At 46.6% G+C, this 16,770-nt stretch carries 11 protein-coding genes; 5 read left to right on the top strand and 6 right to left on the bottom strand.

Annotated elements, in window-relative coordinates; translation table 11 throughout:
* Positions 1-3 precede the first annotated feature (3 nt).
* Complete coding sequence (locus BC349_RS03395) at positions 4-2,457, bottom strand: TonB-dependent receptor (RefSeq protein WP_187255329.1); 2,454 nt, start codon at positions 2,455-2,457, stop codon at positions 4-6.
* Between the two features lie 78 nt (positions 2,458-2,535).
* Between BC349_RS03395 and BC349_RS03390 the strand changes: the two genes are divergently transcribed.
* The gene (locus BC349_RS03390; RefSeq protein ID WP_187255328.1) at positions 2,536-5,478 is read left to right on the top strand and encodes a S9 family peptidase; all 2,943 of its coding nucleotides are present in this window, start codon (positions 2,536-2,538) and stop codon (positions 5,476-5,478) included.
* Here the strand turns inward: BC349_RS03390 and BC349_RS03385 are convergent.
* Positions 5,475-6,182, bottom strand: coding sequence for a hypothetical protein (locus BC349_RS03385; protein ID WP_187255327.1), 708 nt, complete (start codon positions 6,180-6,182; stop codon positions 5,475-5,477). The two genes, BC349_RS03390 and BC349_RS03385, sit on opposite strands and share 4 nt — an antisense overlap.
* A 48-nt stretch (positions 6,183-6,230) precedes the next feature.
* Here BC349_RS03385 and BC349_RS03380 point away from each other — a divergent pair, with 48 nt between their 5' ends.
* On the top strand, positions 6,231-6,743 hold the full coding sequence (locus BC349_RS03380; RefSeq protein WP_187255326.1) for a SixA phosphatase family protein: 513 nt from the start codon (positions 6,231-6,233) through the stop codon (positions 6,741-6,743).
* A 27-nt stretch (positions 6,744-6,770) separates the two neighbouring features.
* Here BC349_RS03380 and BC349_RS03375 read toward each other — a convergent pair whose 3' ends face one another.
* Positions 6,771-8,180: a dihydrolipoamide acetyltransferase family protein gene (locus BC349_RS03375; RefSeq protein ID WP_187255325.1), complete on the bottom strand. Its 1,410-nt coding sequence runs from the start codon at positions 8,178-8,180 to the stop codon at positions 6,771-6,773.
* 56 nt (positions 8,181-8,236) lie between these two features.
* Complete coding sequence (locus tag BC349_RS03370) at positions 8,237-9,508, bottom strand: competence/damage-inducible protein A (RefSeq protein ID WP_187255324.1); 1,272 nt, start codon at positions 9,506-9,508, stop codon at positions 8,237-8,239.
* Positions 9,509-9,585: 77 nt separating this feature from the next.
* On the opposite strand from BC349_RS03370, the gene dacB reads away from it, so the two are divergent.
* Positions 9,586-11,007, top strand: coding sequence for a D-alanyl-D-alanine carboxypeptidase/D-alanyl-D-alanine endopeptidase (gene dacB / locus BC349_RS03365; protein WP_187255323.1), 1,422 nt, complete (start codon positions 9,586-9,588; stop codon positions 11,005-11,007).
* On the opposite strand, the gene BC349_RS03360 is transcribed toward dacB, so the two are convergent.
* Together BC349_RS03360 and BC349_RS03355 are read right to left on the bottom strand one after the other, a co-directional pair.
* The gene (locus BC349_RS03360; RefSeq protein ID WP_187255322.1) at positions 10,995-11,405 is read right to left on the bottom strand and encodes an acyl-CoA thioesterase; all 411 of its coding nucleotides are present in this window, start codon (positions 11,403-11,405) and stop codon (positions 10,995-10,997) included. The two genes, dacB and BC349_RS03360, sit on opposite strands and share 13 nt — an antisense overlap.
* 78 nt (positions 11,406-11,483) lie before the next feature.
* Positions 11,484-11,891 (bottom strand): DoxX family protein, encoded by a 408-nt coding sequence (locus BC349_RS03355; RefSeq protein ID WP_187255321.1) that lies wholly within the window; start codon positions 11,889-11,891, stop codon positions 11,484-11,486.
* A gap of 154 nt (positions 11,892-12,045) precedes the next feature.
* On the opposite strand from BC349_RS03355, the gene BC349_RS03350 reads away from it, so the two are divergent.
* Positions 12,046-15,081, top strand: coding sequence for a tetratricopeptide repeat protein (locus BC349_RS03350; RefSeq protein WP_187255320.1), 3,036 nt, complete (start codon positions 12,046-12,048; stop codon positions 15,079-15,081).
* 13 nt (positions 15,082-15,094) lie between these two features.
* On the top strand, positions 15,095-16,756 hold the full coding sequence (locus BC349_RS03345) for a TonB-dependent receptor (protein WP_187255319.1): 1,662 nt from the start codon (positions 15,095-15,097) through the stop codon (positions 16,754-16,756).
* Positions 16,757-16,770: the final 14 nt, after the last annotated feature.

Here is a 16,770-nt window from a genome sequence, read left to right as displayed (position 1 = left end):
ATTTTACATCTCAATAATGAACCCGATGGTTGGGATGATATTGGCATCATCGTTTCTTAAAATGAGAGGGATAGCATTGCTTCCGTTGGCTTTTACAGGCTGGCCGTCGGTGGTCAGAAAATCTGTATTACCCTCATTCCTTCGGAAGGTATACTGCGGATAGGCTGGTGTGCCGGCACCATACCAGTTGGTTACATCGAGGTATACATTTAGCGACCAATTCTCAAAATTCCATTTTTTATCTATTCGAAGGTCTCCGGAGTTAAATGCATTTAACCGCAGGGTATTTAACAAACTGTACTGGTAAATGCCAGTTCCCTGGGAGAGGTAGTTTAGTTGTGAAGCTGTCATATCAAAAGGGGTGTAAGGGGCGCCACCCTGCAACCTGAACTTTAAGCCAATTTCCCAGTTGCGGGGCAGTTTGTATCCTGCTGTGATGCTCAGCAAATGCCTGTTATCCCATGAGCTGGGTTTTAATACGCCATCCGAACCACTGTATCTGCTATGGAAATAGGTATAGGATAGAATTCCGTAAAATCGCCTGGATAATTTCTGCTGGGCAAAAAATTCGATACCATAGGTTTCTCCTTTTCCATTGGTGATTATTGCTTCATTTCCCAGCACATTAAAATCACCGCCCAGATTCGAGAGTGATATACCATTGCGGATGGATACCGGTACATTGGTATATCGTTTGTAAAATCCTTCCAGTGTAAAACGCGTATTACCGGAGAACAAATACTCTATTCCTGCTGCAAGATGATCACTACGCAGGTAGTCTGCATCTTTGTTTACGCTTTTACCATTGTTATCAGCAAATCCAAGTATGGTATAAGGAGGTATTTTATAATACCTGCCCATGGAAAAGCTGGCTGTCCATTTTTCTGTCAGTACATAGGATAGTGACATTCTGGGCGAAAATGTTTTTAGCAGATTGGATCCTTCCGAGGTAAAGCTGTTTCCGTCGAACCGGATGCCGGCGCTTATACCTATTCGGTTGTCCGCAAACCGCCTGCTGATTTGAGAATATACCCCAAATTTCAGGAAGGGGTCAATGGGCGAACGGAAACTGGTGAAGACGGCAGGCTGAATAATGCTGCCATTTTCATCTGTCAGTTCCTTTCGTACCAGGGTGTAGGCATTGTTGGAATAATCCACCAGTTGAAACATGGTTCCATAAGAAATTTTCCAGTTGTGTTTTTGCTGGTTGATATCCAGGCGTAATTTGTTTTCGCTTTCCAAGGAGCGGATGCGCAAAATTCTTTCGGATTCATCCGGATCATTATTGTCTTCAAATTTGTCGAGATTATTTCGCAGGTGATTGCGGCTGAGGGAGAGGTCCCAGTAACCGCCCGGAATGGTTTTTTTTATAGTGAACCCGATGGTATAGCTCTTCTGTGCGATGGTCGGGTTGGCATTGATGGAATATAACTTTTCGGGACTGGCTTCTTTGGGTGCGGTAAAACTAAAATCATCCAATGCACCGATCCCGATAAAACTGATGGTTGTTTTTTGATTTACCGGGTAGGATACCTTTGTCTGAAAATCCCAGTAATTCGGCCGGATGGGGAGATCCAGGGCTTTAAACAATAACTGGAGATAGGATCTTCTTACAGAGGCCAGATAGGTGATTTTCTTTTTCCTGCTGAGGGGGCCATCGAGGGTAACCGCAAATTCAGTGGCACTTAACCGGTAGTTTCCCTGCGTCCGGTTGAGATTTCCGTTTTTCTGCCTGAACTGGAACACGGATGAAAGGGCGTTGTCGTATCGGGCATTAAAAGCCGAGGAACTGAGTTTTACTTCATCCAGAAAAGATACGTTCAATATCCCTGTTGGTCCGCCGGCGCTGCCTTGTGTAGCGAAATGGTTGATGACCGGAACCTCGATGCCGTCAAGGTAGTATACATTTTCATTGGGGGCACCACCCCTAATAATGATATCATTGCGGTATCCTCCCACGCTGCCGGATGTGCCGCCAACACCCGGGAGGCTCTGGATCACCCGGCTGATGTCAAAATTGCCGCCAGGATTTGTTTTGATTTCTTCGGTAGTCAGCTTTTGAACAGAGAGGGGTGTTTCAATGGATGCTGCCATAACCGTCCTGCGACGTCCACTGACTACCACCGTGCCAAGTGTTTCCGCTACAGGTTCAAGTTGGAAATTCAGCACCTGTTCATTTCCGGAACTTAGTATTATGTTATATCGGGTGATGGTTTTATAGCCCTGGAGCGAAATGGTCACATTATATGATCCGGTTGGAATGCTGGTGATGGTGAAACGACCCAGGCTGTCGGATAAGGTGCCTTTGGAATACCCTTCCAGCAGGACCGAAGCGCCTGATAACGGAGCCTGGGTGGTAAGATCAGTTACCTGTCCGGATAGAACACCAGTTTTTTGCGCTGTTGCCGACAGGAAGGGCAAAAATATCAGGATAAGAAAATGTGTGATTTTTTTCATTGTAATGCTAAAACAATTCGATTTAACAAAGTGAGGAAGATATTGTTTGTGCTATTTTTATTATCTAAACAGCAACACATGAGAATAGCATTTTTGGTTCTGGCAATGCTTACGGGATTGTTCCCGGTTATGGCACAGAAAAAACCTATGGACCACTCGGTTTATGATGGCTGGCAAAGTATTGGCGAGAAATTGATAAGTGCTGATGGCAGATTTCTGGCGTACACTGTAACAGTACAGGAAGGGGATGGGATGCTGGTTGTAAAATCTGCAGACCAGCGAAACATGCTTGAAATTCCGCGCGGTTACCAGGCCGCTATCAGTGATGACAGCCGTTTCCTGGTGGCGAAAATCCGACCATATTTTAAGGATACCCGCCAGGCAAGGATCAAAAAGACACCACCCAATGATATGCCAAAGGATTCATTGGTGATCCTGGAACTGGCTACCATGCGCGTTCAGAAATTTGCAGGGGTGAAATCATATAAAATGCCTGAAAAAGGTGAATCCTGGCTGGCTTATCACCTCTGGAAGGTCCCTGGTACAAAATCTGAACAACCCGATTCACTGGCAAGATTGCAAAGAATGCTTACCACTGCAGATAGTCTTGCCAGGGTGGCAGACAGTCTTCGTAATAAAGTAACTGAAGCCAGGGTAAAGGGAATTAATATACTGACCCCTCCAAAGAATGGCAGCAGGCCAGGTGGTAAATCCGGCAATGAAAACGTGGAAGAAGGGACGGAACTGGTGGTAAAAAATCTGGTAACCGGAAAAGAATTCCGGTACCAACTGGTGAGTGATTACCTGTTCAATAAAAATGGCCAGGTGCTTGTCATTGAAACCACCAGGAAAAATGGCGATTCGCTGAAGCAGGCCCTCGTATTATGGCATGAGCTCCGCAAAGACCGTGCTGATACCGTTCTCAGGAGATTCCAGGATGTGAAAGGTTATGCCATTACGGACGATGGCACCATGCTAGCCTTTGTTGCAGAGAGAGACAGTTCGCTGAAAGCTTTGAAAAAGTACTATTCCTTATGGAGCTACCAGCCAGGTAATGACAGTGCCCGTATGCTGGCCGGTCGCACTACGGGTAATATAAATACAGGATTGGTCATCAGTCCGGATTTTAATAATTATTTCAGCAAGGATGGTTCAAAACTTTTTTTCGGGTTGGCGCCCGACAGGCCGGTAAAAGATACCAGTCTCGTGGAATTTGAAACCGCCAGGCTGGATGTATGGAATTACAGGGATGATTACCTGCAACCCCAGCAACTGGTACAACTGAACAATGAGCTGAAGCGAAGCTGGCTGACTGTTATACATACAGGTAATGGGAAACTGGTGCAGCTGGGCACAGATACCTGCGAAATGATTTTTCCGTCAGTGGAAGGTAATGGGAGATATGCACTCGGAACGAGCAACCATAAATACAGGGTTCAACAGCAGTGGTCCATGGACGGCATGGTCAATTTATACCTGGTTGATTTGGAAACCGGCAGCAGAAAACCGGTTGCGGAAAAAGTTAGTATGGGGATGGCAAGGATATCACCTGCCGGACAATATATCAGCTGGTACGATGTAAAGAAAAAAAACTGGATGGTTTATGACATTAAAAAGTCATCAACTGCCATGCTGACAAAAGGAATTACGGTTCCATTATATGATGAGGAGGATGATCATCCGGCAGACCCGCCGCCGCATGGATTGATGGGCTGGCAGGAAGGTGACCGTTATGCATATGTGTATGATAAATACGACATCTGGCGATGCGATCCGTCGGGAACGGAAAAACCATTTAACCTTACCGGGGGTGAAGGAAGGAAACTTGGCATCAGTTTACGTTATACCAGTGTGGATCCGGAACAGAAATTCATAAAAGACGGTGAATCAGTTCTCTTCAGCATGTTTGACCACAAATCGAAGGGCTATGGCTGGCAATTGCATACCATGGGACACACGTTCAGGTTTACCAGTGGCAAACCTGCCATACAGGAAGCTGTTTTAAGCAACCCCGTGAAATCAAGAAATGCCGGCGTGGTGGCATTTACCAGGCAAACCCCTGCCAGTTTGGATATCTACCAGTCTGACTGGCAGAATGTGTCTAACCCTGCCGTGTATGTGAAAATGAGTAATATAAATCCGCAGCAATCGGAATATAACTGGTTTTCGGTTGAACTTCACCGTTGGAAAATGCTGGATGGTAAAATGAGTGAGGGCCTGTTGTACAAGCCGGAAAATTTTGATCCCAAAAAGAAATACCCGGTAATCTTTTATTTTTATGAGAAGAATGCCGACCGGCGGTTTTTCTATATTGAGCCAATGCCGGTAAGGGCATCGGTTAATATAGCGTATTATACCAGCAACGGTTATCTTGTCTTTGATCCGAACATTTATTATAAAACGGGGCAGCCGGGTGAGGATGCCTACAATTCCGTAGTATCAGCAGCGAAGTACCTCTCCAGACAACCATGGGTAGACTCTACCAAAATGGGCCTGCAGGGGCATAGCTGGGGAGGGTACCAGATCGCTTACCTTATTACCAGGACAAATATGTTCGCAGCCGCTGAAGCCGGCGCTCCTGTCAGTAATATGACCAGCGCTTATGGAGGTATCCGCTGGGGAACTGGTCTGAGCAGGCAGTTTCAGTATGAAAGAACGCAGAGCAGGATCGGTGCCACTCTTTGGGAAAAGCCTGAACTCTATTTGAAGAACTCGCCTTTGTTCAGGGCCGATAAAGTAAAAACTCCATTGCTGATGCTGCACAATGACAAAGATGATGCTGTTCCCTGGTACCAGGGCATCGAATATTTCACAGCATTAAGGAGGCTGGGTAAACCGGTTTGGATGATCAATTATAATGACGAACTGCACGGTATTATCGAAAGGAGAAACCGGAAGGACTGGACGATCAGGATGGCACAGTTTTTCGATCACTACCTGAAAGGAGCCCCCGCTCCCAAATGGCTGAAAGATGGGGTTCCGGCAACCTTGAAAGGGATCGACTGGGGACTCGGTTATTAAGAAATATACCTGACCAGGCAACGCTTGGCAATGGGTAAAAGGGTCTCTTCCAAAGGAAATGAAAGATCTGCCTCAATGGTGTAAACAGCCGGATTGGGCAGGTCTTTTTTTTCTTTTATAAGCGAAACCTTCATATTCTCGTAAGTATTTGAAATACTTCGCTGCCATTGCGTTATGAAATCCGTTTTGATGGCTCGGTACTGTTCATCATGTTTTTCGAATATACTTAACCGGTAGTAGTAGATGAGCGTGGACCTGGTGGAACCTGGGCTCAGGAAAAAATAACCTTCCTTGTTGTCGAGCGGAACCAGTCCGACTGGTTCAATCTGGATCCTGTCTTCCACAAATTCATAAATCTCCGTGCCATTCCTGATGGCTCCTTTCATTTCCCCGGCTGCGTATTGGATGATGTTTTCCAGTTCTTCCATCAGCTCATCATCCTCAATAAGCTGTTCGTACAGCACCTGGAGTTTTTCAAGCTGGATGCCTGTAAGTTTTTTCGGGAATTGTTCCTGAAGGAATTTCTTATTCTCCCGGAACTTCACCATGTTGTGGTAATGGAAAATAATATCCGCGAGCTGTGGATAGAGCCTGTTTTCGTTGAAGTGGCGGTTCACTTCCTGCAGGTAGGCCAGCAGGGTATATTTCTTTAACTCAAAATCAATATACCCTTCTGCAAACCAGGTTTGAGATAAAGTTTTCATGGCGATTGATTTTAATATAAATTACTGAAATTGCTTTAAAACCCAAGTATGCTGAACAGGTTCCTCCAAATCCTGCTGCTTTCCTTACTGTTAACGGGCTGCAGTCAGAAATATTACATTGTAAGGCATGCTGAGAAAGCGCAGGCCTCAGATGGTATTACCATGCAATCCCCCAATGATCCGCCATTGTCTGAAAAAGGAAGGGAGAGGGCAAATAAGCTGCGTGAGAAGCTGGCAACAGCTAAGGTTGGTTACGTTTATTCGACCAACACAGTCCGGACAATTCAGACAGCTGCCCCTTTTGCCGAATCTGAAGGCCTGAGGATCAGGCATTACGGAAAGGTGGATAGCCTGTTGATTGCTCAATTCAAATCGCTTAAAAAGAATATCCTGATTGTTGGTCACAGCAATACAGTGGATGACCTGGTGAATGGACTAACAGGTAAGGTTTATCTGTCAGATCTTCCGGATGCAGCCTACGACAATTTATTTATCGTGAAGAAAAAAGGAAGAAGGCTGACCTTTTTCCACGAAAAATTCGGTCAGCCTTCTGCAGAATAATATTTCAAATCAGTTTTTCCAGGTGATTCAGATCTCGCGCTGCGGATCAAAATGCTCCAGTTCCCTGGCAACGGCAGTCAGGAAAGTGGCTCCCAGGCTTCCGTCGATGATACGGTGGTCATAGCTCATACTCAGGTACATCATATGCCGGATGGCGATGGAATCGCCCTGTGCTGTTTCAATAACCACAGGTCTTTTCTTGATGGCGCCCACTGCAAGTATGGCTACCTGTGGCTGGGGGATGATAGGCGTGCCCATCAGGCTGCCGAAAGTACCCACATTGGTAAGCGTAAAAGTTCCGTTCTGGGTGTCTTCGGGTTTCAGTTTTCCAAGGCGGGCATTGTCAGCCATTCCGTTTACCTGTTTTGCCAGTCCCACCAGGTTTAGCTGGTCTGCATTCCTGATAACCGGAACGATCAGGTTACCGGAAGGAAGGGCGGTTGCCATTCCAATATTGATATCTTTTTTTATGATGATCTTATCGCCTACTACACTGCTGTTGATGAGCGGGTATTTTTTAATACACTTTACAATGGCTTCAATGAAAAGGGGCGTGAAGGTGATTTTAGTGCCTTCCTGTTTCAGGAACTGGTTTTTTACCTTGTCGCGCCATAATACCAGGTTGGTGACATCAGCTTCCGTGAAACTTGTTACATGGGGGCTGGTGGCCTTGCTCTTCACCATATGGTCGGCAATAAGTTTGCGCATCCGATCCATTTCGATGATCTCCACATTATTGCCATAAGCGGCAATCCTGGCTTCGGTTTCGGCTGCCATGGCTGGGGCTGCGGCAGGAGCAGAGGAAGCGGGTGAAACTGCAGGTGCGGGTGCGGGGGCCGCAGGCTGAACCGGAATGGTTGGTGGCGCCGCAACCACTGGTGTGGCCGGCACAATCGGACTGGCAGCAGGGCGGGCAGTGATTATACCATTTTTTTTATCTTCAACAAATTGCAGGATATCTTTTTTTGTAACTCTTCCCTCATTGCCGGTGCCCGGAATGGTTTCCAGTTCAACCATGGAAACTCCCTCGCTGGCAGCTATATTCAACACCAGCGGAGAATAAAAACGGTTGCCATTACCTGGAATAGTATGGGTGGCAGCAATAGATTCAGCCATAACAACAGGGGCGGCCCGAACGGGTTCAGGTATTGCCTCCTGGCTGGTCAAAGGTGCGGGTGCAGAAACCGGTTCTGCCGCACCGCTTCGAATACGGGCGATCACGGTACCAACCGGAACAACATCATTTACATTGAAAAGGACTTCTTCGAGCACGCCCTCTGTGGTGCTGGGCACTTCACTGTCAACTTTATCCGTTGCGATTTCGAGTACGGTTTCATCCTGTTTTACAGTATCGCCGGGGTTCTTAAGCCACTTGAGAATGGTGGCTTCCATGATACTTTCTCCCATTTTAGGCATTACCAGGTCAACAACTGCCATATTGAATAGATGATTTATGGCCAAAGGTAAGGATTCAGTCCTTATGTTAATGACTGTTAGTTTATTGTGGATACAGTGTTATCAATGATGAATTTCCGTAATAAATTCAGGGCATTCACCGCAGTCAGTTCAATATTCCTGCGGCGTTCAAACCGGAAGCGGAACCTTTGTGTGATGATCTCGCGGCTGTTTCCTACCGCCACCCAGACTGTTCCGACAGGTTTTTCATCAGAACCTCCGTCTGGCCCCATAATTCCTGATACTGCCAATGCATAATCTGTTTTGATGCTTTTCAATGCCCCCTGAACCATTTGCCTTACTGTTGCTTCGCTGACCGCGCCTTCCGTATATAAGGTTTCGGGGGTAACTTCCAGTAAATCCTGCTTTACCTGGTTGTCATAGCTGACAATACCACCCAGAAAATATTTGCTGGAACCGGGCATGGCAGTAAGCAGGTGGGCGATATATCCGCCGGTGCAACTTTCAGCTGTAGCAAGGGTTTTATGGCCTGATCTCAGCAGGTCAGCGATCACCTCTTCCATAGACTGGTCCTGGTTGGTGATCAGGACATCGGCCAGCATATCCTGCAGTTCAGTGAATTTACTCTCAATGGCAGCTGTTAATTCTTCTCTTTCGAATCCTGTTGCGCTTAACCTCAGGCGCACCATTCCATAATTGGGGAGGTAGGCCAGCCTGATAGAAGCGGGCAGGCTGTTTTCAAATTCTTTTATCCGTTCGGCAAGAAAAGATTCACCAATCCCGGCAGTAATCAGGGTGCGGTGAAGAATTACCGGCAGTGAAAATTTTTTCAGGAGCGCGGGAATTACTTCTGCCGTCATCAGCCCCTTCATTTCAAAAGGAACACCTGGCAGAGAAACCAGGATCTTCCTGTCTTTTTCAAACCACATTCCCGGGGCCGTTCCATTGGCATTGTGCAACACTGTACACACATCGGGCACTTCGGCCTGTTTGATATTCCTTTCGATCATGGGCCGGTTGTAGACCTTCTCAAAAAGGTAAGTGACATGGTTCAGTACGCCCTGGTTGAGCACCAGTTTCCCCCCAAAATATTCGCAGAGCAAGGGTTTGGTGATATCGTCCGCTGTTGGCCCGAGTCCACCGGTCAATAATATGATGTCTGCAGATTCCATTTCCTGGTCCAGTGCCTCCCAGATGGCATTCCATTCATCTCCGACAGCCACCCTTCTGCTAACGGTGATGCCTGCCTTATTTAACACTTGTGCCATCCAGGCACTGTTAGTATCTATTACCTGACCAATCAGTAGTTCGTCTCCTATCGTTATGATACTGGCTTTTGTGATTTGCATGGTTGTAAAATCGGTTACCAAAGTTAGCAGCAAATTAAATAGGATGCAGCCATCGGCAGATGGTGTAATTTTCGGCCATGAAAAGAATCGGAACATTTGTTTTATTTTTTTGGGTGTTGATGACCTGTTTTTTCAGCGAATCTGCTGCGCAACCATTGGCGGTCCGTTTAAAAAATGCGGTTCAAAGTCTGGGAGCTGATCCGCAGATGAAACATGCCACCTGGTCATTGGTAGTGGCAGATGCGGTTACCGGCGCAATTTTATTTGACCACAACGGTCAGGCGGCACTGGCCCCTGCCAGTACACTGAAAGTGATCACCAGTATTACAGCGTTTGAATTATTGGGCATTGATTTCAGGTATGAAACCAGGCTGGGATACAGGGGGCGGCTGAGTGACGGAACCCTGGAGGGTGATATGATATTGCAGGGAAGTGGCGATCCTTCCCTGGGGAGCTGGCGGTATGCCGGCACAGGTTCTGAAGACCTGCTAGGGCAAATGGGAAATGCCATGGTGGCCAGGGGAATCCGATATGTTCATGGTGATATTATTGCGGATACGGCAGGATGGAACAACGAACCCATACCAGACGGCTGGATATGGCAGGATATGGGCAATTATTACGGTGCGGGCTCATGGAAGTTCAACTGGAATGAAAACCAGTATGACGTAATCCTGAAATCAGGCAGGCAGCCGGGATCAGTTGTTGAAATCGTTTCAACCAAACCTGTGCTGGCCGGCGTTACATTGAGGTCAGCACTTACTGCAGGTCCGGATGGGAGTGGCGACAATGCTTATATTTATTTGCCGCCTTTTGCCAGGGAAGGTGTTATCAGGGGTACGATCCCGCCCGCAAAGGAAAGTTTTTCCATTTCCGGTTCACTGCCTGATCCACCAAAACAATTTGCATCGCAATTAAAGGAAGTATTGGCCGAAGATAAAATCACAGTCGCCGGGAATATCAAATTGAATGAGTATCCGGTTGCCGCTGTTTCCGGTGATAATTTTCAACTTCTGTTCAGTCATAAATCCCCAACATTAGATTCACTGGTCTACTGGTTTCTTCGCAAAAGCATCAACCTGTATGGAGAGTCGCTGATCAGGACAATGGGGCTGAAGCAATACGGTAATGCCTCCACGAAAAACGGGGTGGAGGCTGTGCTTGAATTCTGGAAGAACTACGGAATTGAACCCGGAGCCCTTCAACTGATGGATGGCAGTGGGTTGTCACCCCAGAACCGGATCACAGCCATGGCGCTGGTGCAATCCCTTCAATATGCCAGGAAAAGACCCTGGTTCCGGTCTTTTTACGAAGGACTGCCGGTGTATAATGGGATGAAACTGAAAAGTGGTTCGATCAATGGTTCCCGGGCATTCGCCGGATACCATACAGCTGCCAATGGCAAAACCTATACGGTTGCCATTATGGTGAACAACTATACAGGTTCTGCATCCGGCATGGTGAGAAAAATGTTCCTTGTGCTGGATTATCTGAAATAACCTGCCAGTTTATCAGATAGTGCTGGTGGCATGGTTGTCTTTTCTTTAGTGCCGGCTTTGATGAAATACAGAACTGTCCTGCCAATGGTGAGCAACTTCCCGCTCTCATTGTAAACCTCGTAATGGAATTCGATGCGGTGATCAACGGGAAGTTCTTTGAGGGTGGTACGGATGGTCAGGAGGTCATCGTAATGAGCAGGGCGCAGGAATTTTGTATGCAATTCCACCAGTGGCATGATGATACCCATCGCTTCCATATCCTTGTAGGTAAATCCCAGGTGGCGGATGCTTTCAGCCCGGGCCACTTCAAAATATTGCGCGTAATTGCCATGGTATACCACATTCATCTGGTCGGTTTCTGCATAACGAACGCGTACCTGGGTTTCGGAAACGTACATAAAAAAAATTATTTGTGGTTTGTTGTTTGGTCCGGGACCAGGTCATCTTTTCCGTTTCAGACTAATTGACTCAATGTCTTACTTGCCCATCATTTTATCAATACTGGCTCGACCGGGACCGCAAAGAAGGATGCTGAGAAAACCAGCAAGGAAGAGTGCAGATTTTTCTCCTTCATTGATATTGTGGTTATGTGCCATGAAGAAAGCCACACTCATTGCAATTATCACCGGTATAGCAGCCAGCCTGGTGAAAAGTCCGGCGATGATCAGCAGCGAACAAAATACTTCTGCAAAGATGACCAGCAGCAGGGACCATTGTGAGCCGATATGAAACGGGTCACTGAACTTATATTGGAGGCTTGGATATTTAACCAGTTTCTGGAAGCCGTGGTTCACCAGCATTAAACCTCCGCAGGTAATCCTGGTCAAAAACATCATGGTATCAAATGCCCATTCCTGGTAACTGGTCGACAGTAGTTTTTTCATGAATGCTGTTTTCGCCAAAATTAATGGTTGGATGCAAAGAATTGTTAATCATTTCAATTATCCACAGTTGTTTGGAACGTTATTTGGTTACATATAAAATATTTAAAACCTTTACCAGGTCTCCAATTGACCTTTGAAAATAAAATATATACAAGTGAGAAGGATCGTCGCTACGATTATCTGTTGTTCCGTACTTCAAACGGTACAGGCACAGGAAACAGCTTTTTTCACTGATCCCCAATCGGGTTTCAAACAGGCAAAAGAATTTTACCAGCGCGGACAATACAGTCTAGCATATCCGCTTTTCAGGGAACTGAGCCAGCAATTGCGGGAGCCCGACAGAAGCGGACAGTCACTGAATTACCAGGAAGTGCGCTATTATGCCATCGTTTGCGGCCTGATGCAAAATGAAAAAGGTGCGCTGGATCAGGCCATCGAATTTGCAGAACTCGATGAAAATAAGGGACGGGTTGAGCTGATGAATTACCAGCTTGGTGAATATTATTTCCGGCAGAAGGATTATTACAAGGCGGTGACCCATTACGAAAAAGCATCAGTTGATCACTTTGAAAATGATGAACTGGCCAACCTGAAATTTCACCAGGGGTATAGTTATTTCAACCTTCAACGCTTTTCAGAAGCAAAACCACTGCTCGATGCCGTAAGGCAGATGACCGGCAATGAAAACTACAATGATGCGAATTATTACTATGGGTTCATAGCCTTCCGGGATAAGCAATACCGTGATGCCCTGCAGTCTTTTACTGTTGTTGAAAAAGACCCCGACTACCAGGATGTTGTTCCATACTATATCGCAACGATACATTATATAACCGGCGACAAGGAGAAAGCATTGTCGTACGCTACCGGAAAACTCAACCAGGGCAACAATTATTATGACCTTGAATTACGGAAACTGGTAGGGCATGGTTTTTTCGAGAAGGGTGAATTCACTAAGGCTTTACCATACCTCGAAGCATATGCGGCTAAGACAAAACCGCTTGGCCGGCAGGACCTTTACGAGTTGTCTTACAGTTACTATTATGCAAGACAATATGAAAAGGCAATCAGTGGCTTCAAACAATTGGGGGGCAAGGAAGATTCTCTTGCCCAGAATTCCATGTATCTTCTTGGTGATGCCTACCTGAAAACCAGCCAGAAAGCCAATGCCCGGAATGCTTTTCTTTTTTGTGCTATGAACAGCAGCAATCCTTCGCAGCAGGAGATTTCAAAATTCAATTATGGGAAGCTGTCCTATGAACTGGGTTACCATGATATAGCACTGACGGAACTGCAACAGTTCCTTGCGTCATACCCTAATTCTGTTTATTACAAGGAAGCACAGGAAGTGCTGGTTGGAGTAATGGCCAGAACCAGTAATTACCGCGATGCCCTCGCTCTTATAGATGGAATGAAAGCCCCTTCTGACCAGGTGAAACAATATTTCCCGGCCATTTTGTATGGCAGGGCAACAGAGCTTATTAACGATGGGTTATTGTCCAACGCAGAGGATTTGCTTGACCGGGCGATCAAAGCTCCGTTTAACCAGCAGGTATTACCATTGGCCACCTACTGGAAGGGGGAGCTGGCATTCAGGGCGGGCAACTGGGATGATGCTGTGTTGTATTTTACCGAATACCTGGCCACTCCGGTTGTCAACAGTGAAGTGAATCCGCAGAATGCACGCTATAATCTCGGTTATGCATACCTGAAAAAAGAAATGTACAGGCAGGCCCAAACCAATTTCGATCAGGTTGCCAGGACGGTTTCTTCAAAGACAACTGCGGTAGAGCAGGATGCTTTTATCAGGTCAGCGGATGCCCTTTACATGCAGCGGGATTATAATAAGGCCGGCGGCATGTACGACCAGGTTATAAAATTTGGCTGGCCCTCGAGTGACTATGCCAGTTTCCAGAAGGCCATGATCGCAGGTATCAGCAGCACCGGTGAAAAGATCCGGCAACTTCAGCAGATGCAAAAGAAATATGCAAACTCATCACTTGTACCGGATGCCAATCTGGAAATTGCAAATTCCTATTTGTCGGGAGAACAGTTCAGGGAGGCCATTCCTTTCCTGAATGCTGTTGTGAAAGACAACAGGAGTGAAGCACTGAAGCCAAGAGCCTACCTTCAGGCCGGTATTGCATGGTACAATCTGAACAATAATGATGAGTCATTAAAGCAATATAATACCCTGCTACAGCAATATCCCAATTCACCGGAAGCTGAAGAGGCGCTCGATAATGCCAGGAGTATTTATGTTGAGGAAGGCCGGACCGGTGAATATGTTGGTTTTGCAAAGAAAATGGGCCGGGATGTATCCACCTCCCAACAGGATTCTCTTGCCTATGCTGAGGCTGAAGTGCAGCTGAGCAATGGCAATTTCACCAATGCCCTTCAGCGTTTCAATGCCTACCTTACTAAATATCCGGAAGGTCGTTATGTGATCGAATCAAACTATTATAAGGCGGAAATTCACCAGAGCAGGAAAGAATGGGCTGATGCGGCTGCCTGTTATGGCGAGGTAGCTGACAGGGTACCCAACAGGTTCGGTGAGAAATCTCTGCTGCAGGCTGCCCGACTGAATTTTTTCGACCTGAAAAATTATGAAAAAGCTGCCGGTTGGTATGCCAGGCTCAAGGAATTTGCTGGTTCAGAAGAAAATAAGCTGGAAGCCATGCGCGGTCTGCTGAGAAGCCAGTACCAGTTGGCGCAGTGGCCGGAAGCAACGGAAAATGCAAAGGAACTTTTACAGTTCAAAGGCGCCAGTGCCGATGATAAATTATTGTCAAACATGGTGCTGGCTAGGGCTGCGCGCCAGGACAATCAGTACGACCTGGCCATTTCCTATTACAAATCGGTGGCAGCAGGCAGCAAGGGTGAAATGAGTGCGGAAGCCAGGTATGAAATTGCATGGTGCCAGTTTGAGCAGTCAAAACTGAAGGAAGCTGAGAAAAGTGCATTCGATGTTATCAACAAAAGCGGGTCCTATGAACGCTGGGTAACAAAAGCGTATATACTGCTGGGTGATATTTACATGAAGCAGCAGGACTACTTTAATGCCAAAGCTACTTTCCAGAGTGTGGTGGAAAATGCATCCATCCCTGACCTTAAGGAAGAGGCGCAGCGAAAACTCAATGAGGCAGCTGAGGCTGAGAAAAAGCAGAATAATGTATCAGCCCAAAATTGATCAATCAAAAGAAATGGAATCCATGAAAAGCGTCCGTTTTATAAGTTATTCCACCTGTTTGGTGGCCCTGCTGTGTGGTTTTCAGAAAGTCAATGCACAGGACAGCACCCGCAGGAAAACAATTGATATTACCTCCACGTTCAAACCGGTTCTGAGAGATGCGGTTAAGCTGAACTTTTCAGCAGCTCTGCCTAAGACTGATACCATCCGTCCGGTTTTGTCTTATAACATTCCGGTACAGGAGGTAAAGCTTGCATTCCAACCCGGATCATTAAACCCGGTTGCACTGCAGGCAGACTCGCTTCTGGCCTGGAAGAACAGCCAGTACCTGAAAGTTGGGGTGGGTAATAACCACCTGCCTTACCTGCAGGGAGCTGTCAGCCTGGGTAATTCAAACACAGGAATGCTATCCGCCTATGGCGAGCTTTTTTCTGCAAAAGGAAAACTTCCCTTCCAGAAGCATAACCTGGCGGACTTCCAGTTAAGGGGCAGCTATAAAATAGCCGAGGACCATGAGTTGTCTGCAAAAGCCGCCTTCAGAGGAGAAGATTTTTTCCTGTACGGTTACCAGCCAGAATCCCTGGTTTTTTCCAAAACAGACCTGCGGCAAAGGTTCCAGACAGTGGAAGGAGTTATCGGTTTGCGCAATACTGATCCCTCGGCATTTGGCCTGATCTATTCACCCAGCCTGAAAATTGTTTCTTTCCGCCACCAGAATGCCGACAGCAGTGCCCGCGAGGAAAACCTGGTCTTTAACCTGCCCCTGCAGAAAACCTTCGGCAAGAGTTTTGGTTTCAACCTGGGTTTTACGGCAGATATGACCCGGTTGAAACCAGAAGGCAAATCAGTCATCAAAAACAACCTGTATTATCTGTCTCCGGCTCTGACCCTGAAGACTCCCAACCTGTTTATCCAGGCCGGAATCCTTCCTTCCTGGGATAACAAGGTTTTCAACATGCTTCCCAATATCATGGCTGAAATAACCACAAATGACCAGCAATTCACCTTCCAGGCAGGATGGATCGGGTATTATAATAAAGGGTCCTTCCAGCGATTTTCTACTGTGAATCCCTGGCTGGCCCAGCCGGCACAGTTGCTGAACCACAGGGTGGCAGAAATTTATGGTGGTTTCAAAGGCACGCTGGCAAGCCATTTTACCTATAGCGCCAAAGCTGCTTTTTCAAAGCAACACAATGTGAACCTTTTCGTAAATGACCAGCAGGATGGCAAAACTTTCCAAACGGTTTATTCCCCTTCGATGGATGTTCTTCAGTTGCATGGCGAGATTGGTTACCTAAAGGGTGAAAACTTCAATTTTAAAACCGGTATCACCTACAGTAACTTCACCAAGATCGAAGGCCAGGCCGCAGCCTGGGGCTTGTTTCCCCTGGAGTTGAATGCTTCCCTGAGGGTTAAGGTCATCGATGACCTGTACCTGAAAGCCGACTTTTTTGGCTGGGATGGTCCGGCTTACCGGTCAAAAACAGGGGAAGACAGGAAAGGCGACAAAGCCGTCGACCTGAATGCGGGACTGGAATTCAAAGTGTTGCCAAAATTTGATCTCTGGTTACAAATGAATAATATTTTTAATAACAAATATGAGCGCTGGAACCAGTACCAGAACTTTGGATTTAATGTGCTGGGTGGTGTTATTTACCGGTTCAACCAAAAATAGAGGGCTTTATTTTG

It is taken from the genome of Flavihumibacter stibioxidans (assembly GCF_014332695.1).
In the GTDB taxonomy this organism is placed as follows: domain Bacteria; phylum Bacteroidota; class Bacteroidia; order Chitinophagales; family Chitinophagaceae; genus Flavihumibacter; species Flavihumibacter stibioxidans.
Note: the sequence above shows the minus strand (reverse complement) of the source record. Positions and strands in the feature narration are given on the sequence as shown.

Bases quoted from the DNA above. Each gene is read 5' to 3' on its own strand.
- BC349_RS03395 (WP_187255329.1), bottom strand. From the start codon at position 2,457: ATGAAAAAAATCACACATTTTCTTATCCTGATATTTTTGCCCTTCCTG.
- BC349_RS03390 (WP_187255328.1), top strand. From the start codon at position 2,536: ATGAGAATAGCATTTTTGGTTCTGGCAATGCTTACGGGATTGTTCCCG.
- BC349_RS03385 (WP_187255327.1), bottom strand. From the start codon at position 6,182: ATGAAAACTTTATCTCAAACCTGGTTTGCAGAAGGGTATATTGATTTT.
- BC349_RS03380 (WP_187255326.1), top strand. From the start codon at position 6,231: ATGCTGAACAGGTTCCTCCAAATCCTGCTGCTTTCCTTACTGTTAACG.
- BC349_RS03375 (WP_187255325.1), bottom strand. From the start codon at position 8,180: ATGGCAGTTGTTGACCTGGTAATGCCTAAAATGGGAGAAAGTATCATG.
- BC349_RS03370 (WP_187255324.1), bottom strand. From the start codon at position 9,508: ATGCAAATCACAAAAGCCAGTATCATAACGATAGGAGACGAACTACTG.
- dacB (WP_187255323.1), top strand. From the start codon at position 9,586: ATGAAAAGAATCGGAACATTTGTTTTATTTTTTTGGGTGTTGATGACC.
- BC349_RS03360 (WP_187255322.1), bottom strand. From the start codon at position 11,405: ATGTACGTTTCCGAAACCCAGGTACGCGTTCGTTATGCAGAAACCGAC.
- BC349_RS03355 (WP_187255321.1), bottom strand. From the start codon at position 11,891: ATGAAAAAACTACTGTCGACCAGTTACCAGGAATGGGCATTTGATACC.
- BC349_RS03345 (WP_187255319.1), top strand. From the start codon at position 15,095: ATGGAATCCATGAAAAGCGTCCGTTTTATAAGTTATTCCACCTGTTTG.